Annotated in this window: 14 protein-coding genes and 1 tRNA gene; 6 read left to right on the top strand and 9 right to left on the bottom strand. The window is 50.2% G+C overall.

The genetic code is table 11. The features are described from left to right. Window positions 1–3 precede the first annotated feature (3 nt). On the top strand, window positions 4–609 hold the full coding sequence (locus BUB94_RS07410) for a hypothetical protein (protein ID WP_073235626.1): 606 nt from the start codon (window positions 4–6) through the stop codon (window positions 607–609). Further along, window positions 609–2,315 (top strand): hypothetical protein, encoded by a 1,707-nt coding sequence (locus BUB94_RS07415; protein WP_073235629.1) that lies wholly within the window; start codon window positions 609–611, stop codon window positions 2,313–2,315. The genes BUB94_RS07410 and BUB94_RS07415 overlap by 1 nt, the downstream gene beginning before the upstream one ends. Here the strand turns inward: BUB94_RS07415 and BUB94_RS07420 are convergent. The 9 genes from BUB94_RS07420 to BUB94_RS07460 all read right to left on the bottom strand — a co-directional run bounded on the left by BUB94_RS07420 (window position 2,312) and on the right by BUB94_RS07460 (window position 12,458). Beyond that, the gene (locus tag BUB94_RS07420) at window positions 2,312–3,394 is read right to left on the bottom strand and encodes an A/G-specific adenine glycosylase (RefSeq protein WP_073157120.1); all 1,083 of its coding nucleotides are present in this window, start codon (window positions 3,392–3,394) and stop codon (window positions 2,312–2,314) included. The two genes, BUB94_RS07415 and BUB94_RS07420, sit on opposite strands and share 4 nt — an antisense overlap. Window positions 3,395–3,542: 148 nt before the next feature. Further along, on the bottom strand, window positions 3,543–4,982 hold the full coding sequence (locus BUB94_RS07425; RefSeq protein WP_073157117.1) for a glycosyltransferase: 1,440 nt from the start codon (window positions 4,980–4,982) through the stop codon (window positions 3,543–3,545). After that, complete coding sequence (gene hisA, locus BUB94_RS07430; RefSeq protein ID WP_073157114.1) at window positions 4,945–5,727, bottom strand: phosphoribosylformimino-5-aminoimidazole carboxamide ribotide isomerase; 783 nt, start codon at window positions 5,725–5,727, stop codon at window positions 4,945–4,947. The genes BUB94_RS07425 and hisA overlap by 38 nt, the downstream gene beginning before the upstream one ends. A 15-nt stretch (window positions 5,728–5,742) precedes the next feature. Next, window positions 5,743–6,777: a hypothetical protein gene (locus BUB94_RS07435; protein ID WP_073235632.1), complete on the bottom strand. Its 1,035-nt coding sequence runs from the start codon at window positions 6,775–6,777 to the stop codon at window positions 5,743–5,745. A 21-nt stretch (window positions 6,778–6,798) separates the two neighbouring features. Next, entirely contained in the window at window positions 6,799–7,782 is a 984-nt protein-coding gene (locus BUB94_RS07440) for a GDP-mannose 4,6-dehydratase (RefSeq protein ID WP_073157110.1), read from the bottom strand. An 85-nt stretch (window positions 7,783–7,867) separates the two neighbouring features. Continuing rightward, window positions 7,868–9,481, bottom strand: a complete 1,614-nt coding sequence (aroB, locus tag BUB94_RS07445) for a 3-dehydroquinate synthase (RefSeq protein ID WP_073235634.1) — start codon at window positions 9,479–9,481, stop codon at window positions 7,868–7,870. A gap of 2 nt (window positions 9,482–9,483) precedes the next feature. After that, a complete protein-coding gene (gene aroE / locus BUB94_RS07450; RefSeq protein WP_249269291.1) occupies window positions 9,484–10,371 on the bottom strand; it encodes a shikimate dehydrogenase in 888 nt (295 codons plus the stop codon). Between the two features lie 87 nt (window positions 10,372–10,458). Next, window positions 10,459–12,249, bottom strand: coding sequence for a helicase-associated domain-containing protein (locus BUB94_RS07455; RefSeq protein WP_073157104.1), 1,791 nt, complete (start codon window positions 12,247–12,249; stop codon window positions 10,459–10,461). Window positions 12,250–12,385: 136 nt separating this feature from the next. Further along, window positions 12,386–12,458, bottom strand: a tRNA-Thr gene (locus tag BUB94_RS07460). Window positions 12,459–12,567: 109 nt separating this feature from the next. On the opposite strand from BUB94_RS07460, the gene BUB94_RS07465 reads away from it, so the two are divergent. From BUB94_RS07465 to BUB94_RS07480, 4 genes are all read left to right on the top strand, one after another. After that, window positions 12,568–13,251 (top strand): tetratricopeptide repeat protein, encoded by a 684-nt coding sequence (locus tag BUB94_RS07465; protein WP_073157101.1) that lies wholly within the window; start codon window positions 12,568–12,570, stop codon window positions 13,249–13,251. Window positions 13,252–14,229: 978 nt separating this feature from the next. Further along, window positions 14,230–14,724: a type IV pilus modification PilV family protein gene (locus BUB94_RS07470; RefSeq protein ID WP_254793699.1), complete on the top strand. Its 495-nt coding sequence runs from the start codon at window positions 14,230–14,232 to the stop codon at window positions 14,722–14,724. Further along, window positions 14,721–16,007 carry a PulJ/GspJ family protein gene (locus BUB94_RS07475; RefSeq protein ID WP_073235640.1) on the top strand — a complete coding sequence of 429 codons (1,287 nt, stop codon included), beginning with the start codon at window positions 14,721–14,723 and terminating at the stop codon, window positions 16,005–16,007. Before BUB94_RS07470 ends, BUB94_RS07475 begins: the two co-directional genes overlap by 4 nt. An 11-nt stretch (window positions 16,008–16,018) precedes the next feature. After that, complete coding sequence (locus BUB94_RS07480; RefSeq protein ID WP_073235644.1) at window positions 16,019–24,472, top strand: hypothetical protein; 8,454 nt, start codon at window positions 16,019–16,021, stop codon at window positions 24,470–24,472. The last annotated feature ends 187 nt before the right edge of the window (window positions 24,473–24,659 follow it).

Raw genomic sequence — 24,659 nt, forward strand, 5'->3', positions numbered from 1 at the left:
TTTATGAAAAAGATCTTCTTGTTGTTGGCTCTTGCGGTGTCTATGGCTTTGTCCCAGACCCCAGCAGACTTGGTTCAGAACCCCACAGACGTAGCTTTCTCCAAGGCCTACCTGGCTATTGAAGGTGGTGAAGTTTACCCTTGGGGTTCCTTGGCCGATGCTGTACAGAATACCTATTATGCAGGAATCAGTTTCCGCTATACCTACTGGGATAACGTAGACGGTATCGTCATGTTTAACTATTCCTATTTCAAGCCTCGCCCCGATGACATCTCCTTTGATGGTGCTCATCAGTTTACAGGTCGCCTGGGCTTGGATTGGAAGTGGTCCAAGATTCGCCCCATTGTCCTGGGAGCGGGTTTCGCCTGCAATTGGGTTCGCGCTGACCTGGATGATGGTGTGGACAAGGATGAACTTTACAGAAAACCGGGTGGCACCCTGGGGGATAACGAAACCGAATTCGGCTGGTACGGACGCTTTAGTGTTCCGCTGTGGAAATACCAAAAGTTCAATGTCGGTTTGAATGTTATCTACGAAGAAATTTGGACCTTGCCTCGTCGATCTGACGTTCTGACTGTCGGTATTTATGTTGAAAGGAGTCTCTGGTAATGAAACACCTTTTGAAAGCTTTTCTCCTGACCAGTGTCGCTGCCTTTGCTACTGAAACGGTTCCCTCCATTATCCCCGCAGAAATGGAAGGCATGGAAGCAGAACTCCGCGCTGACGGAACGTTCCTTATTGGTGGCCCCACTTTTATCTATGATCGAATCCTGGGCGCTGGCGGCATGCATTCCGAAAGTGAATTGTGGAGCCCTGCCAAGCTGCGCGACCGTCTGCTTTTCAATCGCATGACAGGAATTATGTCCTGGACTCCCATGGCTCCCTCTATCTGGATGAAGACGGGAAACGAGCTGGGCGATATGCTCTATCAGGATTTCATTACCTCAGAAAAGGATCGCCCCACGAACTACACTCCTATTCTGGAAGGTGGTTTCAGGACTCCCAGTTTCCACGGCTTCTGGGCTACGGCACGACTTTTCCAGGATGACCATTTTTCTCAGAAGTATATGCCTTCTCGAAGAAAAATGGTGGATGATAGTTATTCTCATTTTGGTGAAAACTGGCCTCTCTTCAGTTCTGCCTACGGTGGTCTCGGTTACGCCAACTCCTTGATCGACGCTTCCGTTTTGGCTGGTGAGGAATACTACTGGATTTTCTCTGAAACTTCCCGCTGGCTTCCGGTTCATAACAAACCCCGCGTAGAAGGCCGTGTCGATGTGATGAATCTTAGCCTCACCGTGGCATACGAAGATGCTGAATATCAGAACAAACTGGAAGAGGAACGCGGCACCCGCAAGGAACTGAACGGATCCGTTTATTACCGATGCGGAAAGGCTTGCAAGGATGGAGTGTTCCAGATTTCTGCTGGCTTGGCCTTCCGTGCCGTTGACGATTCTGGAGCCGTATACACGGAACTGGAAGAGGATCGAGTTTTCTGGCCCTTCATGGAACTGCGCATTCAACCTGTTAAACGTTTGACTGCCGATGTGATGTTCGGTATAAATGAACGTGACTGGATGGTGCAGGATAGTATCCAGTTTAACGCTCCCACGCCCAAGGATATGGGTTCGCTGGTTGGCGTAAAGAATATTTCTGCCACCCGCCTGAATCCTCTGGCCGATACCAAGGAAATCTACGGCAAGGAAGAAATCAACCTGACCGCAGATGGACAGATGAATTTGCTGCAGGCTTACATGGCCTTTGTCGATACCATGGGCAATGTAGCTGTAGGTGGCCGTGCCAGTGTGTGGACCGAATACGGTGCCGAAACCTTTGAAGTCGAACGTTACGCCGAGGACAATAAATTCAAAGTCCGCTATGGCGATGTAGGTCGAATCAACTCCTGGCTGAAGGGTGTCACTGCAGAACTCTGGCTTGGCATGTGGTACGAAAAGATTTTCAACTTCAAGGCTTCAGCCGGATTTGAACGCATCGATGGTGACCTTGGCGAAGCCGAAGTGAGCCCTGCTGAATACTATGTTGGCTTTGCCGCCGACTGGTTTATCCGAAAGTCCTTCAAGGTTAGCCATTCTATCCATTATCGCAGCGATGCCCAGTGGAACCTCCGCTTCGCCAATCCTCTGGAGGTCAAGGGCGACTGGTATTGGGATGCCTCTTTCGAACAGCAGTTCCCCAAGCAGGGGATTTACCTGACGGGAACCTTGATGCACGTCTTGGCTAGCGAAACCATGGAAGCTCCCAACGCAAGCAACAACTCCTTACGCTTTATCTGTTCCGCAAAGAAAACTTTCTAGGGAATAACCTTAGCCAGCTTCAATGCCTTAAGGCTGAAACTATTGGCCAGTGCCTCTGTGGCGCTGGCTTTTTCAATCCAGCGGATTTCCATTTTGTTTTTTATATGGGGTTCGCAGGATGGTCCCGCTAACTTTATATAAAGGACTTGGCAGTCCATCTTATGTACGGTAATGCTATGCTTAAAGGAACCGCAATCCTCTACAAGTTCCGCAGATTCCGTAATGCCATAGCAGGCCATTTCCGCAGGGACACCCACCGTCGCATTTCTCGGGGATTCGTAGTGGGGGAGCGCAAACTGATTGTTAAAGAATTTCTGCCCGCCGTGAACTGTTAGAATCTTATTGTCAGCGCTTTCGATTACGAGGACTGTTCCGTGCCAATCTTTTTGCAAGTGCTTCTTGGATGGCGGAAATGATGGTGTGAGGCCTTCGGCGTGGGCCTTGCATTCGCTGCGTAGAGGGCAGTTTTCACATTCGGGGGATTTTACCTTGCATGTGGTGCGGCCCAGTTCCATCAGGGCTTCGTTATGCAGAAATCCCTTGGGGTGGTCCGATACTTCGCGGGCGTAGTTCCAGTAAGTTTCGTTACTGTCGCGGGAATCCGTCGGCAGAAAATCCAGCAGGTATAGACGCGAAAATACGCGGACCAGATTTCCATCCAGGATGGCTTCAGGTTTGTGGTAGGCGAGGCTTAGAATTGCTCCTGCCGTGTAGGCGCCGATACCTGGTAATGCTTCCAGTTCCTTGCGGGTGGCGGGCATGACTCCAGCGCAATTTTCGGTTACGATTCTTGCGGTCTTCAGGATGTTGCGGGCTCTGCTGTAATACCCGAGTCCCTGCCAGTACTTAAAGACTTCCTCTTCCTCGGCGGCGGCCAATGTCTTCACATTCGGGAATCTCTTCATCCATCGCGTGAAGTAATCCTTTACTGTAGACACCTGGGTCTGCTGCAACATGGTCTCGCTAATCCACACGGCATAGGGATCACGGAAATCGCAAACATCGGAAGGACGCCACGGAAGTTCCGCCGCATTCTTGATGAACCAATCGCGCAGTCTCTTTAATTCGCGAGAAAACATAAAGAGTGAACCGTGAAGAGTCGTAAGCAATGAGTTTTGAGCGGTGAGTTAAGATTAGGCGCCTTCGGCGCGATTATCTAGCTCAAAGGAGCCGCAGGCTCCGCCCTCATACCTCGTACCTGAAACCCGGGGCCTCGTGCCTCGAACCTTACAGCTTGTAGTGCTTCTTTGCCACCTGACGGAAGAATTCGAACTGGGACTTGCTGGAATTTTCCAGGGTGTAACGCTTGCTGCGTTCATGGCAATCCTTGCGCATCTGTTCGTAGCCGGATTCGCGTTCCAGTTTCAGGGTGCGGCAGTTTTCGAGAGCGTCAAGCCACTTGTCTTCTTCGATGGGGAGAATCCAGCCGTACTTTTCGTTGTCTACGATATTGCGGGGGCCGCCATAGTTGCTGACCACAGCCGGAGTTCCCGTAGACATGGCTTCTACCACCACATTTCCGAAGGTGTCCGTGGTACTGGGGAACAGGAAGAAGTCAGCGTCGGCATACAGGCCTGACAAGGTTTCGCCACCCTGCTCGCCTGCAAAGCTGACAGACTTGTCCCCTTCAAAGTACTTCTTGATTTCTTCCAGATACCAGCCGTAGCCAACGTACATCAGTTCCACGTCGTCGTGGCGGGCAGCGAATTTCTTCCACACGTTATTCAGGAATTCCAGATTCTTTTCCTTGGAGATTCGACCGATAAAGGCGAAACGAACCTTACGCTGTTCGCGAGTGCTGCCGAACTTTTCCCAGGTTCCCTTGCCGCGCATATCGGGTTGGAATCGTTCCAGGGGGAGTCCGCGGGGCATCAGCTTCACCTGGTCGCGGGGAACCTTCAGCTCATTTACCAGGGCATCGGAATAGTCGTCGCAGGGGCTAATGACGGGGCGGGCCATCCAGTAGAATACCTGCATCAGCCAGAGCACGTAGGCGTGCATCCACTTGGCCTTCACCAAGGTGCGGGTGTACTGGGGAACGTCGGTGCGGTAATGGCTCATGACCTTCACGCCGGCAATGATACCGCAAATGGCAATCAGCCAGGCTCCAGGGCTGGGAGTTTCCAGCTCGATAATGTCTACAGGGTAGCGCTTCATCAAGCGGAGTACCGGACCTACGCGGGGGATAGCCAGTTCGCTGTTGGCGTATCCCAGCTGTTCCATGCTGAACATGCGGGGCAGCAACATGCAGTAGCTGTTTTCGACCACGCCGCAGGGGCGGGTATTAAAGGCGCTGCCTGCCAGGAAGGCTTTCAGACCGTGAGCACGCATATAGGGAATCACGTTGCGCAGGTTGTTGGCGATGCCGTTAGTCTCATCCAGGTTGTCGGAGTAGTACAGCACGCTAACGTCGTCTGGATTCTTGCTTAGACGTTCCTTGCGTTCCTTCTTCAGGTGAAAGCGAAGCTTCAGAAGCTTGGGCAGGTTCAGCAGGGCGGAACCGAAAACGATGGGCGGAATCCAGCAAGTGCGAATGTTGCCAGGGGGCTTGTGCTTGATGCCGTATTCCTTGCGGAAAGTACTGGTGACGGTGCGTCCGAAAATATTCGGGCGGCTGTCCAACTTTTCGTTAGCCTTGAGCTTGGTTGAATTTGACGCATTCGTCATACTTTACTCCTTTGCCACCGAAAAGGTCCAGGGCGCTTCCGATGGTGAGGTCAATTTTTCCGTCAGAAATTTCTTTGCAATGTTCCAGGTCGGCGAGGCACTTGGCGCCACCTGCGTAGGTGACCTTGATGGGGCTATGCTTAGACAGGAACCGGATCAGGTCGTCGTCCATGCCCTGCTGCTTGCCTTCGACGTCTGCGGCATGAACCAGGAATTCATTGCAATAGCGGGCCAGGTCCTGCAGGTTTTCTGGCGTAATTTGAATATCGATAAGGGTTTGCCAGCGGTTTGTGGCAATGCTCCATTGGGGTTCGGAGCCGGGTTCGTTGGTGCGCTTGCAGCTCAAGTCTAGAACCAGATGTTCCTTGCCGGTTACAGCGACCAATGCTTCCAGGCGTTCGCGGTCCAGTTTGCCTTCGGGGAATATCCAACTGGTGACGATGACATGACTTGCACCTGCATCCAGATATTCCTTGGCGTTATCGGCAGAGATGCCTCCACCTACTTGCAGTCCGCCGGGGTAAGCGGCCAGGGCAGCCTTTGCGGCTTCAACGTTTCCCTTGCCCAGCATAATGACATGTCCACCCTTGATGCCGTCTTTCTTGTAAAGTTCGGCGAACCAGGCAGAAGAACGGTCCGTTTCAAAGTTGGTCTTGAGGCCCGCTCCCGAATCATTTAGGGAACTTCCTACAATCTGCTTGACCTTGCCGTCGTGCAGGTCTATACAAGGGCGAAATTTTGTCATAACATCTTTGCCAGGTTAGTCCTTGGCTCCTGTAATACACCAATCCAGTTTTTTACCGCTGTTCAAGTCGCTACGTCCGCGGTAGAAGAACACCTCGCCGCCTGCGGCAATCTTGAAAGCCTTCTTGGCGAACCAGCCGTCCACCTTGTCCAGGATACTAGCCTTCTGGAAAGGCTTGGCGGCATTAAACTGCAATTGGGGAACGTTCTCTTCGTTCCATAAAAAGTTTAACGAACCCTTCGGGAAGTCCTTCCCGTTATAGGCGGCATCGCCTTCCTTCACTTCCTTGGGGGTGACAACCTTCGTTCCCTCGGCACCATTGTAAATGGCGTAGCCCAGTAGCTTTCCGTCCTTGGTCATGGAAATGCGGCCGGCATAAAGGGGGCTGCGGCTGTTGGTACTGAAGTTGACGGAACGGATGGCCAGGTCCGTGGCCTGAACCGTTTGCCAGGTCTGATCCATGTAGGCATAGCCCTTCACCGTCAGGGTGTCTTCGTTATAGCCGATGCGGCCGGATACGCGGCCATAGGGAATGTGGATGTATTGTCCGAATTTTTCGTTACCCACTTTCCAGACACCGTCGCCCAAGACTTTGCCCTGTTCCGCGGATTCAAATGTCAGGTCCAGGAACCACTTGCCGTTCTTGTCGGCAGTGAACAGTACACGGTGTCCCTTGCCCGGCTTGTTTTCCATCAGGTATTCGTTCTTGATGTTGATGGTGTTTTTTTCTTTTATGGGCTGGAGTCGTTCCGGGGGGTACTGGCGGCCGATAGTGTAGGACTTTCCCTTGAAATTCCAGAAGGACATTTCGGTGGTGTTCTTGCGGCCGGTGCCGGGGATGTGCATCAGACCAAAGTTCACGAAGGCTCGGGTGCCGTTGTCGAAGACAAACTGGTAGCTCCAGGTTTCGTTGAATTCCTTGGTGGTTGCCTGGTGGGGCATAAAGTCGTTGACGGTAACGTTACGGACGTTACCCTTGGGGGCTGAAACATCGGCGGCAAAAACGCCAATCGATAAAATCAGGAGCGTATAAAAAGAGGACCTAACCATAGGTCCTAATTTAGAAATTTTTTAGAGTCGCAGGTCTTTGCCCATGCCCATCTTCAGTTCGATTCGACGGCGCTGAACCATTTCGTTGAACAGGTCGGTCAAACTGTCTTCCATGCAGATCATGGGTTTCCAGCCGATATCCATAATCTTGGTGGGGTCACCGATGAGTAGAGGTATTTCGTTACGTCGTTCGTAACCGGGGTCGAAGCGGAAATCGACACTTACGTCTGCAATATCCACCATCATCTCCACTACTTCGCGGATGGTGTAGGACTTTCCGCAGCAGATGTTGTAGATGTCACCGGATTCGGCCTGGTTCAGGATCTGGATCATGCCGCGGGCCACGTCACGTACGTCCACAATGTCTCGGCTTACGTCAAGGCTTCCGGAATAGATGGTGGGTTCTGCGCCATAGTACTTGATCTTTACCAGCTGATAGGCGATGGATGGGATCACGAAACGGCGGCTGTGGTGAGGACCCGTAAAGTAGAAGGGGCGCACGAATACCACATGGAGCCCGTTGGCGTTGCGGAACTGGTTTCCCAGAAGTTCCATGCAGGCCTTGGAAGTGGCATAAGGAGTAAGGGGATTAGGTAGGTCGGTTTCCTTATGGAGGTACGTCAAGTTTTTTTCGGTACGGCCATAAATTTCGCTGGAACTTAGGAGCATTACCTTAGCCTTGGGGCAGACCTGACGCACCGCTTCCAGAAGGTTCTGGGTTCCCATCAAGTTGATGTTCAGGGTTTCGTTGGGCTTCATGTAGCTGATGCCAACGGAAGACTGACTGGCCAGATGGTAAATGTGGGTGGGGGAAACCTTCTGCAACATTTCAAGTACATCCTTGAAATTCAGAAGGTCGCCGTTCAGGTAAGTAACTCCGTCGGCCTTTTGCCACGGCTGAGGCTGTTCGTCACTAAAACTGTAAAGGTCATGGGTTGTTCCAGCCAAGCTGGAAAGAATGTGAAAACCTAATGCTCCTGTACCGCCTGTAACTAGAATGCTCATATAACCTCGTAAAACCAATCTACAAACTATAAATAAAAATACAAGAAAGTTGATTCGTATTACTCAATTATTACTCAAATTTTTATTACAACTTGATAGCTTTCCAGGCTTCTGCCACCACATTCTGGTCGATGTTGGTCACCTTCTTCACCTCGCCAATCTTGGTGGGCAAGATGTATACGCGGGTCCCCTTTTCGGCCTTCTTGTCAACAGCCATGGCGTCCCAGGCCTTGGCTACGTCGATGTCGTAAGTCTTGGGGAATCCGAGATCGTCCAGCAACTTGTTCTGACGGGCTTCGTCGGCGGCAGACATCTTGTTCAGGAGAACAGCGGCGCGGGCTGCCACTCGCATGCCCAGGGACACGGCGATACCGTGGGTGTACAGTTCGTAGTGGGTCAGGTTCTCGATGGCGTGGCCAAAGGTGTGACCGTAGTTCAAGATGGCGCGGAGACCGGCTTCCTTTTCGTCGATGCCCACCACTTCAGCCTTGATGGCGCAGCTGCGGTAGATCAGGTGCTTCAGCACATCCAGGTCATGGGCCTTGATCTTATCTACGTTCTCTTCCATATAGCGGAAGAATTCCTCGTCATAGATAACACCATACTTCACGATTTCGGCAAGGCCTGCCAGGTATTCGTTTTCGGGAAGGGTGCTGAGTACGGCCAGGTCTACCACCACGGCGTGGGGCTGGTAGAAGGCACCAATCATGTTCTTGCCTTCGGGGTGGTTCACGGCCACCTTACCGCCTACGGAACTGTCTACCATGGAGAGCAGGGTGGTGGGGAACTGGATAAAGGGAATGCCGCGCTGGTAGGTGGCTGCGCCGAAACCGGCCATGTCGCCTACGACGCCACCGCTAAACTGCAGCAGGCAGCTCTTGCGGGTGTAACCGCGGTGCAGCATAAAACTGTACAACTGGTTCAGGTTGTGCAAAGTCTTGTTCTTTTCGCCGGCCTGGAATTTGAATACCGGGCAGCGTCCGGCCTGGCAGCGCAATTCGCCCAGGGTGTTGCTCTGGGCCTTGGCGATGTTGGTGTCGGTGCAGACCAAAAAGTCGTGGGTGGGTGAGAGCTTAAGACTTTCCAACAGGACGCCAACGTCAGAAATAATGTTCTTGCCGATGAAGATGGGGTAGCGTCCGCCGCTGCTGGGGCGTACGTCCAGGGCGTGGCTTTCCCAGAACTTCAGGATGTGAAGAATGCGTTCGATAACGTGGTCTTCGGTAAAGTCGTTGGAACTTTCTACGCTAAAGTCTGCATGGGCGTAGTTGGGCTCGCGATCCTTCAGCATCTGCTTGATCTTGGCCAGGCGTTCTTCATCGCTCAGGTTAGCCAGCAGGGGGCGGGTGTTCTTGCGACCGATACGTTCCGAGAGAACCTCGGGCTTAGCCCACAGACGGATGATGGTACCGTTTTCGCGGATCACCTTCAAGTTGGCATCCTGGGTCAGGGCACCACCACCTAGAGAAATAACGTGGGGCTCCGTCTTGGAGGCGAATTCTGCTACAACATCACGTTCCATTTCGCGGAACTTGGCTTCGCCGTCCTGTTCGAAAATTTCGCTAATAGTCTTGCCGGCACGTTCGACGATGATGGCGTCGGTGTCCACATAGGGGCGGTTCAGTCGTTCTGCCAGAGCGCGACCGGTGCGGGACTTGCCGCTAGCCATAAAACCCGTAAAGAAAATATGCTTACCCATAATTAACCCTGCATTCCTTTGCGCATGATTGCGGCTAGTTCGTCGTTAGTCTTGTTTTCAGTTTCTTTAGGGAACCACTTGCGGAAGCTTTCGATTCCCTGGTGTACCAGCATGCCTTCGCCGGTAACGACCTTGCATCCCACTTCATCGGCCAGCTGCAAAAGCTTGGTGCAAAGGGGCGTGTAAACGATGTCGCAAACGGCCTGATGGGGTCTCAGTTCCTCCCTGGGAAGGGGCGAATCGTCTACATTGGGTGTCATACCCACGGAAGTTGCATTGATGATAATGTCGATGGAGTCGGTAATGGCGGCGAAGTCATCGAAGGTGACCATCATGACCTGCGGAGCGGAATCGTTAAAGGCCATGTTCAGCATGTTGGCCAGGGCCTGTCCCTTTTCTGCGGTACGGCATACGATGGTCAATTCGCATTTTTTTTCTACCAATGTGTAGGCGATGGCCTTGGCGGCTCCACCGTTACCCAACAAGGCGACTTTCTTGCCGCTGACGTTCACGCCGAATTCTTCCAGGTTGCGGATGCAGCCGTAGGGATCTGTTGTGGTGCCACAGAGGGTGCCGCCGACAATTCCATTTTTCCAGTAAAGCGTATTTACGCTACAGGTAAATCTTGATATGTCAGAAAGTTCGTCTACAAGTTCCATGACAGGAGTCTTGTAAGGAATGGTGACGTTGGCGCCGCGGATCTTTAGTGCCCTGAAACCCTTAATGGCATCAGCCAGGTTCTGGGGCTCCGGAGAGAACGGCACGTAGGCCGCATTGATGCCCAGGGCTTCGAAAAGCGCATTGTGCATCAGGGGCGATTTGCTATGTCCAATAGGATTACCGAAGATGCAAAGCGTCTCCGACTTTCCATTCAATTTAATCTGGCTCAAAAAAACCTCTTCTTTTACAAAAAGAAAAATAAATAAAAAAAGGCCGCAGCAATAAACTGCGGTCTTTAAATACCCTTGAATAAGGCCTTACTTGCGGGCGGCCAGTTCTTCGGGGGTTCTGGCCAGAATGTCCCAGTCACCGCGCTTGATTATCTTGTAGGCGTAACCCTGTTCGGTCAGGAACAGCTGACGGTTCATGGCGAATTCCTGTTCCTTGGAATCCTGGGTCACGATACTGTAGAAGTGGGCTGCACCGCCATCCTGCTTGGGACGGAGTACGCGGCCCAGACGCTGTGCTTCTTCCTGGCGGCTACCGAAGGTACCGGAAATCTGGATCAGCACGTTGGCATCGGGCAGGTCGATGGCGAAGTTACCCACCTTGGAAATCATCAGGTTCTTGAGGCTTCCGTCACGGAAGGCGGCATAAAGGCGGTCGCGGTCCTTGTTGGGAGTCTTGCCGGTAATCAGGGGAATGTCTAGAGTGGCGGACAGGTTTTCCAGCTGGTCGATATACTGGCCGATAATCAGAACTCGGTCTTCGGGAGCGGAGTAGTGCTTCAGCAGGCGCTGCACGATATCCGTCTTTTCGGGGTTGGTGCTGGCCAGGGTGATCTTTTCGCGGACCGGAGCCAGGGCGTACTTCATCTTCAATTCCGCTTCCATGGGAATGCGGATCTCGTTACAGTCGGCGGTGGCAATCCAGCCCTGGGCTTCGAGAATACGCCAAGGGATGTCGTATTTCTTGGGACCGATAAGGCTGAACACTTCCGTTTCCTTGTGGTCTTCGCGGACCAGGGTTGCGGTAAGGCCCAGACGGCGGGTGGCCTGCATTTCGGTACTCAGGCGGAACACGGGAGCGGGCAGCAGATGGACTTCGTCGTAAATCATCAGGCCCCACTTCTGCTGACTAAACAACGGGAAGTTTGCCAGTTCCTTCTTGACTTCTTCTTCGGTTCCTTCTTCCAGGTCGATTTCTGCCAGTTCCGGATTTTCCTTGTCAGACTTCTTGGCGCGCTTGCGCTGGGTTAGAATCTGGTAGGTGGCCACGGTAACGGGGCCGATTTCCTTCACTTCGCCGGAGTATTCCTTCACCATGTCGGGAGTAAGGTCGGTCTTGTCGCAGATTTCGCGGATCCACTGGCGGGAAGCGGAAATGTTGGGGGTAAGAATCAAGGTCTTGGTCTGGATGAGTGCCATGGTGGCGATGCCGATCACTGTCTTACCGGAGCCGCAAGGCAGCACGATCACGCCGGAGCCACCCTTTTCGGAGCCGGAGGCGTAGAACACCTGGGCGGCTTCCTTCTGGTAGTCGCGAAGCTTGAATTCCTTGCCGCAGAGCATGGTATCGCGGAGCTTGATGGGCAGCGGGTCGCCAACGGTATAACCTGCCAAGTCTTCTACCGGGAAGCCGGCGTTGGTCAGGGCCATCTTCAGGTGACCGCGGCGTTCCGGGTCTACGATGGCGTGGCAGTCGTCGATGAATTCCAGGATATAGGGAGCCACTTCCTTCAGCTGGCAGATTTCCGTGAACATGAACTTGTCGTCGGATTCCACGATCAGGTTGTTGCCATCGTCCTTCTTCATGCGGAGCAGGCCGTAACGGCCCATGTAGTCTTCCACTTCGGAAATCACGGTCTGGGGAATGGGGTAACGGCTCTGGCTGTCCAGGCGTTCCAGAACTTCCTTGGCGCGAAGGCCCGTTGCTGCGGCGTTCCACAGACTGAGGGGGCTGATCTTATAGGTATGCAGGTGTTCCGGGCTCTTTACCAGTTCGGTGAAAGGAGCGATTGCGTCACGTGCTGCTTCGTAGGTGGGAGCGTCGACTTCCACCATAATTTCCATGTTACTCTGAACAATAATAGCGCCATTTGGATTCATAGGGCGCCAAAGATACTAAAAACCAGGGGGAACGGCAAGGTTTTTGAAACTTACTAAAAACTCCGGAGAAGAAGCTCTAACTGGGAAAGGGGAAAATAAGAAACGCCGGAAAGAAATTCTTTCCGACGTTTCGAAGAGCCACCCAGCAGACTTGAACTGCCGACCTGCTGATTACGAATCAGCTGCTCTACCAGCTGAGCTAGAGTGGCGTAGTGGGTGCAAAGGTAGTAATCGCCCTATAATTTGTCAAGACTGGCTGACAAGCCCTCTTTTTTTTGCTATGATTGGTTCACAAAAAATTTAACATGGACATTAAACATGGCTAACGAAACTAATACTAATAGCTCTGAAGTTAAGGATTTCTTTGTTGCTCACGGCTCCAAGCTGATCGCAGTTGTTGTCGCAATCATCGTGATTGTGGTGGGTGTGGTCCAGTTCCGTGACTACCAGAAGGCTGCCGCAACCGAACAGGCCGAACTGCTTGGTCCGGGCATGGCAATGCTCTATGCTGGCGAAAAGGAAAATGCTTTTGCCGAATTCCAGTCTAAGATCAATGGTGGCAAACTGAGCGGCGTGGCTCTGGCCAAGGCTGCTCTCTATTCCGCAAACATCAAGTACGAAGCCGGTGACTTCGACGCTGCAGCAGCCCTCTTCCAGAAGTCTCTGGACAATGCCGGTTCTGTGGCCCTGGTCCGTAGCGCAGCCCTCCACGGTCTCGCTTCCGTGAAGATCGAAAAGGGTGACTACTCTGCCGCTGCCGGTCTGCTCGAAAAGTACATCGGCGAATACGCAAAGCGTACCGGTGACAAGGAAGACCGCTACCAGAAGGATGAACCTGTGGACGAAGTCCCCATGGTTGCAGATGCTATGTGGAAGCTCACTCTGGTGTACCAGCAGCTGGGTGCCGCCGACAAGGCCAAGAAGACTGCTGAACGTATCCTGGTGGTCTACGGCGACAACAACAACTACGCCGACAAGGCCAAGAAGTTCCTGGCTGACTAAGACCGGAACGGTGACCGCACCGATCGTCCATCGGATTAAGAACCTCCGGTAATCGGTGCTGCGCTTGGGAAAGGAGCGCGTACACTCGGGCAGTTGCAAAAAGAAAAACTCCGCTTCAAAGGCGGAGTTTTTTACGTATAAGGTAATTGTTTCGAAAGAAATCTTGTTTAGGGCTTATACCCGCTTTGGGTATCGTGCAAATCATCGGCATCGACGATTTGGTGTGCTTTGTTGATGAACTCCTCAGAAACGCCTAACAGTTTAAAAACGCTGAAAGTTTTTGCGCTTTTATCAGCACCAACTTCCTGGATTAGGACTAATCCAATTCAAGCAATCGGAGCTTGAACCGGTTGCAAATTGCAATGTCTTAGAACCGGTTGCGTTGTAACAACTGATCAAATCCCATGTTCCTGGTCCAAGTTCCTTGTCTCCATTAACATCAAACACATTGGCAGGAAGATCCTCTACCATAATTTGCTGGCATAAAACAAGAACGCTAAAGCAATGCTTTAGAGCAACTTGAGAGTGTCTTCCATATCGGAATCAGAAATGTGGAGGTAGTGACTGATTCGGCCCCTGACGATCCCCTTACCATTGAAGGTGAGCCAACCGTCGCGTACGTATTCCCACCGGAAAATAGCCCACTCGAAAAAACTATGCCAAACAACCCTTTTTGACCGCGTTTAGCCATGAATTGACAACTTCGCCAATTAAAATTGGCGGAGGATTTGTGTTGTTTGTATCACTGTATCAACCGTATCACCCTTACTAATTCCAATTCCCTTGCAAACATGTAAAATCCGATGTCCCGAAAACAACGTGTTTTAGGTCATTCCTGGTAAACCGCAATTTACACTGCAAGGAATATTTATATATATTATGCCAAAATAGGAATACACATTTTTGTGTTTTATTCCTTTCCTGGGAATTGAAATAACACCACTCAGGCGCTGGTCTGGGTGGTGTGGAGGATTTTTAATGGATCCTGTAAAAAACATGTGCAAACTGTGTTTGCCGACCCGTAAGAACGCGAAGAGAGGCTTCGGAATCGTCGAAGTCATGGTTTCTATCGTGGTTCTCGGCTTCATGTATGTGGCGCTAAGTAAGCTGCAAGGCGGAAACCATGATGCGTTCATCCGAATTCGCGGACGTGACGGGGCTGTCGAAGTGGCCCAACGAGTACTGGATTCGCTGAAGACTGTTGGAGCCGCATCCATCACATCCAAGGCGAACGGAGACACGACTCTATTCCTAGGAGATGTATCCCTAAAATGGGAACGAGGCCTTGGTGGTTTCGCAACGATAGCCTACTCACCGCGTGTTATCGTAAAACCGACAAATGATTACGAATCTACAGCACGTTCCAGTTACGAAAACATCTCACACATTTATGCAAAACAAGTAGAAGTCCAAGTGGATTGGAATTTCAAGGGTTCAGCCCAATCCATTAACGTTTCGGGGGTAATCCGATGAACAAACGCGGCTTCACATTAATGGAACTTTTGGTCTATATGGCCATCGTTGGCATCGTGGTAGTAATCGCGGGCCAGGTTTACAGCGATAGCACAAAGATGCGAATCCGCACTCAAGGTATGATCAGGGCGAACGAAGCTGTCGAAAACGTGGGATCCCTGATTCGCGACGACCTGGGACAAATGGGAGCAAAAAGTTCCTGGGTCGATCGAGCCATGTCATCGGACTCCTTTTACGTCGCCCAGGAAACTTTCATGGATCCCGTCAATGGAGACTATTCATCATTCTTCCTCAAAAAGAATGGCAGTGCTGACGCCCGCAAGGACAGTCTGGCATTTAGGTACATGCGCTACGATACGGAAGGCAAGTACAAGGGTGTACACCAAATTTCCTGGTATGTAGAAGATGGTATTCTTTGGAGAGTCTGCAAGCCCTTGGCAACAGATGGAACAGACTACGAAGCATGCCCGGCAGACGCTGTCCCAGTGGAAGTCACTGATGGTGTAGAGTCCTTCGAAATCGTGCCCGCAACTCCGGGCGTTCTCGACGGAGCAGAGAACACAGTTCTGTTCCCGCCTGGAAGCGCAAACGAATTCCGATTCGTTTCCCGATACGACGGTTCCAAGTATTTCCGAGCAACAATTGTACCCTCTGAAGGCGGTGAGACTGTTACCGTCCGCGGTTTTGTATCCAACTACGATTTCGACCAGGAAGAAGTTACCGTCGAGAAAAAAGTAAACGAATTCTTCGCAGCAGGTAAAAACGGCACTGATGACGAATGGGAAAATCTCTGCACCCAGATGACATTTGTCCCAGGAACCAACTACGAAATTTCCTTTAAGATGCTGAACCTATCCGAAAGGGATCGCGCCCAGATGTTTGTCGCAGGCAAGGACCACTTGGCAGTAGGCTTCAGAAACTTAGACGGATCTAGCACACCCATCCGAGACTTTGTCTTCTACCCGCCAATGGCCGATGAAGCCAACGACGTTCTGCGAGTCATGAATTTTTCCGTAAGGGATTCCGTCAAGAACGTCTGCCTCGCATTTAATGTCGCCGCCTACTCACCCCTGCTTTCGATGGGTTCTTTGAATTTCACTTCACTGAAAGTGCAGAAATCCATGGACGCCAACTACACATTCGACAGTGATTACGAGCCCCAAGTTGTCGACAAGAAAAACGTAAAGGCCTTCCGAATGAAGTTGAAGGTCAAAAAGAACAATGAATTTGGTTCCGTGTCATTAGTTATTCCGGTTCCTAGCAATGGTGTAGGAAACCATTAAGGAGTACTTTTATGATTACCAATAAGAAAGGTGTATCTCTTGTAACCGTTTTGCTATTCATGCTGATAGCAACAATCGCAGGCACAGCAACATATAAGTGGCTGTCATCCGCAGGCAGTTCCTCTGCAGCACGCATGCAGATGCAGGAAGCTGAATTCGCGGCAAAGTCTGGCATTGAATCAGCCCGTTCCTGGATGACATATCATGGAGCCGAAACTGGCGCCATTATTCGCCAGTACCTAAAGAATAAAAATCCGGTTTCCTTGGACACTCTGCTCACGCCAATGAAGAGCGGCAAGGTAAATTATTCCGTTTGGCTTATCGGTGCCGATATCGAAACTAGCCCTTATAAGATTAAGCTGCTCTCCTTTGGCAAATCTGCCAATGGGTCTGCAAAGTACAGTAAATCCGCAATTCTCAACGTGAATGGCCTTTACCGCGTAAAGGTTCCCAAGGAACCTAAAACCCCGCCCTTCGAAGAAGCTCTTTATAGTGGTCCGGCAGATGGCATTTCTCTAGACGTAACTTCCGGCATCGTGAACGGTGACGCAAAATTCAACACCAAGGTTGACGTACAGAAAAAGCTTGTAGTCACAGGCGACATGAGCGTCAACAGCAGTTCCATTTTTAAGGATCTGTACGTTTACGGCAATATGTACACCTGTACAAACTTCGACGTCACCAACAACACTTATGTCCGAGGCATGGTGTACCTGAACGGAACCCAGAGTTACGGTGGAGACTTCTATGCAGAAGGCGGCCTTGATTTATCAGGAACAGGAACAGGTAAGGCTCAGTGCTCTACCGGATCTGGCGGATCCATCACCGTCGGTGGAAACACAACCACAAACGGAAATATCATCACCCCGAAACATACTGCAGCAAACAAGTATCTTTTCAAAGGGAACGTTGTTCTTGGCAACGGATCAAAACTCATCTTTCCGAACGTAAGTGACTACGGCGGAATGATTGCCCAGCAAGGATACTCCATAAATTTCATGGGTAACGTTTATCTGTCCGGCGGCATCAATGATGACGGATTCCATTTGACTTATCAATGGGCAGATAGTATCTCCTTTGGTACGCCCGGAAAGAAAGTTTATTCAGGCTCCCATTTTTACCGTGTTTCGGACGCAGATGGTTTCGTTTCTGAAAATACCGACTATTACAATTACTGGCTGGGCGGTGATGTGCAAACTGAAGAAGCTCACAAAATCAAATACAAAACGCAATGGGGTGGCTACAATACATCAACCGGCCTAGCCTCGAATACATTCTGTAGCAAGCCTAATTGCGGACCTGCAGATGGCGGTGGCGGTAGTGCAGACAATTTTTGGTACAACAAGACCTTCTATAATTGCGGATCAGACAAGACCGTTCAGGACTGGAGCAATAACGGAGCTTATGTCACCATCGGTGAAAACTGCCAGATTGCACGAAACGAAGTTTACTTTACGGTTAAGGGCGATTATGTAACTTCCGTCGATACAACCGGATGGGGTGCAGACCCCATGTCCGATGTTGCAGAATCCATCGTAACCACTTCCGAAGGAAACTGTACAGGAGCTCACATAAAGGAACCTCTCCAGTTCAACAGGGACCTATTGAATAGTCCCTTTGTCCATAGTGCAGAAAAGAAGGGAGCCTGCGATGGTAGTGATTTCTATTATAACGGAGTTTCCTTCTGGGAAGCAACGAACAATCTTGACCGTTGGCCCATGCTTGAAAAATGCTACGCCAAGGCCAAGGATGCCAAGGAACTTTATGATGGAAAGTGGCTCCTGATCAGAGTCCCCGGAAACAATGACCAATTCCACATGGTCAGTGGCAGCGACACGTTGACACATAATTATGTCATCATGTTTGATGATTATGTTAGAGCTACATTGCCGGCAACTTCTGCGGACGCACAAGTCATGATGTACTGGCCTCAAGGTGGAGACCTGTTTATGGCAAATAACGCTACAAATAGGAACTACTTCATCTTTAGCGAAGGCGATATTGGTTGGAACGCCGACGGAAAGTCTATTACAGGATCCCTATTCCTTTCAGACTGCCATAAGATTACAGGCGTGAATACGATTGACATCAAGTACAATTCCACATTGACTAGCGGTCTGTCTAATTCCGCTATTCTTTGCGAAAACGACGGAACAAAATCCTGTTCTAAGACTGCTTCTTCCGGTGGCGCAAGCGGAGGTGAAGGGGGTGGTTATGACTCCTTCTTTGATGACGGCTATGACCAGTTCTTCGTTCCCGTCTCCCCACAACTTTTGCTTACCGTTGAATCCGAGTACAAAAGCACAAAGACTGACCTGACTAACAAAAATGGTGAAGCCATTAAGCCGTCCATCATCGTGATGCCGCGCGTAATTTATCTATCCCGAGCTCCCAAGGGCAGACTTTCCGACTATTACGACGTGTTGAACCTGAACGGCGCTACAGAAGTAAAAGATGAAAGCAAAGCCTACTGTAGTCCCACTGGCATTCCCACTGCACAGAGATTTGGCTCCTTTACGGATTCCCTGAAACAGGGATCCTACAAATGCGTCTATAGAACAGAAGCATATGAAGATTCTCCGTTCTACGTGATTGTAGAAAACACGACCGAATCCAACATGAGCATCGCCTTTGCAGAAGAAAAAGTTGAAATTTCAAAGGGCGAAACCGTAGACGTTCCTATCAGGGTTCCTGCAGGCAGTACAAGCCCGCAGCCTATTTCCGTGGACATCTATGTAGAAAAGCCCTCCGCATGGACCGTAGTGCCTGATCAGTCAATGACCTTCACCGGTCCTAAGACTAATCCCAACGGATCTCAGGTCTACACATTCTCATTCATCCCTGGAGAAAATCCGCAAACAGTAACGGCGTTCCATGTAACCATGCCTGATGCAGAAAATGCCGGTAACGCAGCAACATTCCAGCTAATTCCACCTTGCGACGGTTGCATTATCGGAGCACCTCCTTATTTAGGCGTGGTCACGTCGGGAACAGTCAAAGTCAAACGAGAGGAAGTTTCCAAATACTGCGACGGCTACCCCACAAATTGCCAAAATGCAGATGGAACTAATAAATATTATTCCGTAATTCACGCGCCAGCCTGCGTTGGCGAGGGATTGCTGGATCCTTCTGACATCTGGGTTTACGCCAGCGGCGTGGACTGTATAGCCTCCATCTCTCAGCCCAACGATCAATGGACCTGCAACATGAACCACGAGGTTCATCTTTTAAAGAAAACCATTCCTGCCGTGGAGAAATACTGCGACATCGTCATTCCTCCTTACGATAACAGTTTCAGCGCCACTTTTGATGGACAGGAAGGCGTTCTTTACGCAAGTGTAGCCCGAAAGACAAAGACACTCAATCTCTCTGTCATAGGCGCTTCAGACCCCAACACTGCAGTCCTGATGAAAAAATCAAGCAATATTCACGCCACAGAACCTGACGACAACACTAGCGAAATTTGCCTTAGCGGAGGAAACTGTCAGTTCGTTGTCTATCCGGGCTACAGATACTTCTTCTACGCAGAACCCGCCCGCACCGACGACAAGTTCTCTTACTTCAAATGTTCCGGAAAGGACTGTCCCACCAATGCGCAGATCATGGCGGTCAACCCATACCAACTTTCAGTTCAGGAAGACGACAACACCATTATCGCAAGATTCAACGATGTAGATGACCATTGCCTTTACGAGGACTTTTCGCCTAGCGACAACACTGCATTCGGTTCATTCTGCGGAGCTGACCAGACGAGATGTATAGACACTTGTGCAGTCACTCAATCCGCAGGCAACTCCTGCTCCGTAACGGAAGGTTCCATAGAAAGGAGCGGTTCCGGTAAGAAGGCTGACTGGGTCATGGTTTATAACAACAGGAAGCCATCTTGTACCACCTACAAGTACGATGACCACACCACCTGTACTTATCAGTTGTTGGGTGTCTGGCATCCCTTATTCTGTTCTGAAAAGATTGGTACAACATGCGGTAGCAAAGCCAGCAATACAAAACAGTTGCCACCAAAGATCGCCAACAACTACATTACCGCCAATGCAGATGCGGATACCTATTCCAATTATAAGAATGGAACCCAGGCAGTCATTCTAAGTTCCAAGGATGCTGGATTTAACGGAACTTTGACATCCTTGTTCACCACGAGCGTAAGACCTATTCCCAATTCCGGTTTCATCTTCAGATCCAACGACAATGCTACAGAATACTTCAGTTTGAGTGTATACGGCAAGGCTGTGACAACCATCGGAAGTATTTATGCAGCCTCCATGATCTACGCACGACTTTGCTATGTAAACGGCCAAACTGTAGGCATGAACTCCGCAAGCGAAAAGTGCGTTGAAAAGGAACTGACCGCCGACCAGAATACCATTACATCCTGGATTAAGAACATCACTCTTGCAACATCATTCACCATGGTGTTGGATGCAAATGGATCCGAAGTCAACGCTTCATTCGCTGTTGACAGAACCATCTCTATGGACGCAAAAATCAATGCCAGCTTTGATTTGATCAAGGAATTTGGCATTTCTCTTGATGACGAGCGCCATAATCGAGTAGGTATGAAGCTATCCGACGAGAACTTCAACGTCCACGACATTTCCTGGATGAGTGAAAATTATAATGGTGAATGCTGGGCAGCTCCCAAAATCGTATGTTCCTTCAAGTCCAACTATCTAGGAGGCATGGTCCCGAAGGATGCCGATGTTACTCCCTGGGTAAGCTATTCTTCTTTCCTTAACGACAAGAAGTACGAAAAGTGCAAGCTGAAGTTCTATTACAATGGCTGTGATATGAACATTCGAAACTTTGAACTGACATGGAACACCGCATGGAATTCCATGTACCAGGTTTTCGGCTGTGTTGGTTCTGGAACAAACAAAATCGGCTCTTATTGGGATGTAGGTTCCCCCATCAGCGGAGCGTTCTACAACTTCAATCGAGATGGAAAGCACGGTTATTACGTACCTAAGGATGGAGATCGAAGTGCAGGCTTCGCTTTGGATGCGAAGGTGATATTGGATTGCTCCAACGCTTCTGTTACCCCACCGTCTTCCTTGCAGAAACATCAAACCTGCGGTGAATTCCTTGTCGGCAAAATGGAATACTGTTCCGAAAGTTACGAATACTTCGCTTCCAGCGATGCAATCGATTGCAACAACGGAGGTTGCATCATCGACACAAAGGTGAACGGCATGGGAACCAACCTTAGAGACGCACTGTTGGAATTAAAATTCTCCAATCCGGACGAAGCTCAGATAAAGGTTGTTCTATTGGATGACGCAGGAACGGAATCCCAGCCCGCAACCGTAACAGGAACATCTTATTCACTGGACGTAAATTCCGTATCCAACGTTGACGGATTCAATCCCCAGGCCATTACCGAAGTACGAGTCACCAGCGAAAATTCCAGTGTGGGTGTATACAGTGTCATGAGTAACTGTCCCTATGCACTAGGCGTATCCAGCTGTACAGCTTTCTATAACGGCATTTCCTGGACTGTCGACGCCAACGTCACGAATGCGTTCACCTGCGACGTAACGCCGCCACTTGCATTAAGTGGTGTCGACAAGAAGGAAAATGTCATCTGCGACGGACATTCCTCATTCTCATTTGAAAATCCTGATTTGCTTGCTGGACTCGGTTCTGAAACTGATTTTGAATTCAGCATTACCGCCTACAACCAGGACAAGTCCAAATCATTTACAAAGTCCTGCGTCACAACATCTGTCAAGCCCATCACGGCAACCTGCGATGTGGAAGACAGCAAGAGAAGAGTAATGAAGGGAACAGGCGTTCCTGCATTCAACTTCACCTTCGAAAACTGTGACCAGTATAGAAACGGAACCTGCAACTATCAAGTGTCCCTAAAGGATCTTACTGATGCCGTACCTGGATCAGCCTCAAGCTCCGCAGAATATACTGGATCAACGAGTCCTTTCAATACAATAAACCAGCCATCAAATCCTCTTCCTGCAGGAACCTATTCCTGGCTTGTAGTTGGTCCCAGCACCCTAAGCACATGCTATGCATCCTTTGACGTGTATGAACCAAATTACAAGGCAGATGCAGACTTATGTAATCTGTCCGAAGAAGGGATTTTCTCCGCCGACATTACAAGTTCTGGCGACTGGATTGCCTCACTTTCTATCACGGACGCCTACGGTTTTGTGAAAATAACCGGTATCAACTCCGTTGAAAAAACAGGTGACGGCCGATACAACTACCAGATTGACGAATCAATCTTGACCAAGGGAGATCACGTAGCCCTTATTCTCAACGGTTCCGAAGTTTGTTCCAAGCCCTTCGGCGTTGAAGACCCAGGTACCGACCCGGGCACTGATCCTGACGATCCTATCGATGATCCAGAAAAGCCCGCACAGATATTGTGCCACTACAGAACTGATGGTCAGTCGCATAATAGCTGGGAACCGCTTAGTTTAGGCCCAGGCAAATACGTCTGGAAACACAACTGCAAGGCTTCCCCTGGTTGGTGGGTTTATTGCAACGGATCCGTGATTGTGAACGGCACATCCTATGAGTGCAATAAGCAGACTAACTTGTCCGGAGGAACCTATACTGCACAGAACCATCTTGTCCCCAGTGGTTCCATTATTGAAGTTCCCGAAGGTGTCACACTCAAAAAGATTGGTTGCGAAGCTAATCCCGGAGTGCCCGAAGGATGCGAAGGCCATCCCAATGAAGTGATTGACGGTGACGGAACAGTCGTTCCCTCAACTCCTACAGGCAAGAAGACCATCTGTATTGCATCTAATGGAACCGCCGAGGCGAAATTGGACAACATTCCTGTAGGCAATTATGGTCTTGTCCAGAACTGCAATCCGGATGTATTCTATAAGTGTACTGGAGACGTCAAACTCGATGGAACGGCATTGACTTGCGACAACAACGAACATAAGTTCAGTGCTCCGCTGGCAGGTTCTGCAGTTCCCGAGCTGACAGTAACGGGCTCACTATCCTATCTGAAGTGCGCTAAAAATTCCTACGCTTATGCAATGCCGTCTTGCCCGTCCACCGAAGTGAAGGATGAGGAACCGCCTTCCTACACAGGAAACCGCAGTTCCTGTAACTTCGACAAGAGTTCCTATGGCGGCGGAGAACAGGCTGTATTCAAGTTCAAGACCTCCGCCTGGAACGGTCGCGATTATGAACTTCTGGATCCCAACGGCACCAAGGTTGGCGAAGGCAAGATTCCTGCTGGAGAACAGGAAACTTCCATCACCGTATCCAATCCGAAATCCGGTGACTATAGTCTCTCCCTAAAGGCAACAGGCGTGATGGGCCTCGGCTATCAGCCGGCCCAGATGATCTGTAAGGCAACCGCAAATGTTCTCGTAGCATCAGCATCCTGCAACATAACGGCATCCGATAACGGTTACCAGTTCAGGGCAGATCTTACCAACTGCGGTAGCGGCTGCAAGTGGTATCTGAAACAGAACGGCAGCAACATCGCTTCAGGAACAAGCTACGGTTCTATCGGCTCTACACTGGATGACTATGGTGAATATACGTTGCATCTGGGGACTGAAAACTCTGCTGCAGTATGTACCGAAACAATCGCCAAAAAACCACAAAGTACAAGTTGCTGGTTCGGAACCTCTAGCCAAACCCAGTGGGAATACGACAAGACCTATACGTTTACAGTAAAGGATCTTCGTGCGAAAATTTATAGCAAGTGGACTCTGCACGACCCAGACGGAAATGTCATTGACAATGGTACATTCCTTGCCGGTTGGTACGGCTCTGTCAACTGGAGTGCCGGAGCCTCGGCAAAGCTAAAGAAAGGCGGTGAATACGTATTCAAGATTGAAGGCGAAGAATACTGCGCTACGACAGTAACACTGAAGAATGCACCCAAGGCGGAAAACTGTCGCTTTGACAACAGCACTATTGGTTATGGTTCCACAACCACGTTCCGATTCCAGATGAGCGGCTGCGATGTAAACTGGTCCTGGGGAAAACGCTCCTCAGACTGCGAATACGAAGTGCTACTCAACGGCACCGTAATCGGCAACATGGCTAACGTGGATAATGGCGAGCAAACCATGCAGGTGGCCGCCGGAGGAACCTATAAGGTGAAGGTCAACGGTAACGAAACCTGTTCTGCAACGTTGGAAAAGAGCGGCACAGCCATTCCGCCAGGAACCTACCAGTATGCAGTAGGCGACTGGGGCGATGCCAATACATTGACCAACGGAACCATTGACGGGCCCTTTATCGCAGGATCCTACACCTTCCAGATGAACAGAGCTTGTTCCCATGCACAAATGCATGCAGGAGGCATGTCAAATGCCACCTACACCATTAATGGATCCACACAGAAATGCGAATACAAGGAAATCAGCATCACTCCATTGATAGATATATCTTTGAACATTGGAGCTGGCTGCGAAATTCAAAAAATCTATTTCTGGGATTGTAAGGGACAGAAATAATTCCCATTCTGAAACTCTACAAACAAAGTCCGGTAGCATCCGCTGCCGGACTTTTTCTTTCAGTTGCTTTTTTCACAAAAATTGTTTTATGAGAAAAACATTAGAGTAAAGAACAGCGTTCTCTACTGTAAATTCCAGTGGTAATCCAAACGTTCAAAGGTCCCGCATCTGCGGGACCTTCCTGGTA

Origin of the sequence: Fibrobacter sp. UWH9 (assembly GCF_900129715.1) — a bacterium.
Taxonomy (GTDB): Bacteria; Fibrobacterota; Fibrobacteria; order Fibrobacterales; family Fibrobacteraceae; genus Fibrobacter.

What these genes read in the sequence shown, in the direction of transcription:
- BUB94_RS07470 (WP_254793699.1), top strand. Translation starts at nt 14,230, where the DNA reads ATGGATCCTGTAAAAAACATGTGCAAACTGTGTTTGCCGACCCGTAAG.
- BUB94_RS07465 (WP_073157101.1), top strand. Translation starts at nt 12,568, where the DNA reads ATGGCTAACGAAACTAATACTAATAGCTCTGAAGTTAAGGATTTCTTT.
- BUB94_RS07475 (WP_073235640.1), top strand. Translation starts at nt 14,721, where the DNA reads ATGAACAAACGCGGCTTCACATTAATGGAACTTTTGGTCTATATGGCC.
- BUB94_RS07415 (WP_073235629.1), top strand. Translation starts at nt 609, where the DNA reads ATGAAACACCTTTTGAAAGCTTTTCTCCTGACCAGTGTCGCTGCCTTT.
- aroB (WP_073235634.1), bottom strand. Translation starts at nt 9,481, where the DNA reads ATGGGTAAGCATATTTTCTTTACGGGTTTTATGGCTAGCGGCAAGTCC.
- BUB94_RS07410 (WP_073235626.1), top strand. Translation starts at nt 4, where the DNA reads ATGAAAAAGATCTTCTTGTTGTTGGCTCTTGCGGTGTCTATGGCTTTG.
- BUB94_RS07455 (WP_073157104.1), bottom strand. Translation starts at nt 12,249, where the DNA reads ATGAATCCAAATGGCGCTATTATTGTTCAGAGTAACATGGAAATTATG.
- BUB94_RS07425 (WP_073157117.1), bottom strand. Translation starts at nt 4,982, where the DNA reads ATGACGAATGCGTCAAATTCAACCAAGCTCAAGGCTAACGAAAAGTTG.
- BUB94_RS07435 (WP_073235632.1), bottom strand. Translation starts at nt 6,777, where the DNA reads ATGGTTAGGTCCTCTTTTTATACGCTCCTGATTTTATCGATTGGCGTT.
- hisA (WP_073157114.1), bottom strand. Translation starts at nt 5,727, where the DNA reads ATGACAAAATTTCGCCCTTGTATAGACCTGCACGACGGCAAGGTCAAG.
- BUB94_RS07420 (WP_073157120.1), bottom strand. Translation starts at nt 3,394, where the DNA reads ATGTTTTCTCGCGAATTAAAGAGACTGCGCGATTGGTTCATCAAGAAT.
- BUB94_RS07440 (WP_073157110.1), bottom strand. Translation starts at nt 7,782, where the DNA reads ATGAGCATTCTAGTTACAGGCGGTACAGGAGCATTAGGTTTTCACATT.
- BUB94_RS07480 (WP_073235644.1), top strand. Translation starts at nt 16,019, where the DNA reads ATGATTACCAATAAGAAAGGTGTATCTCTTGTAACCGTTTTGCTATTC.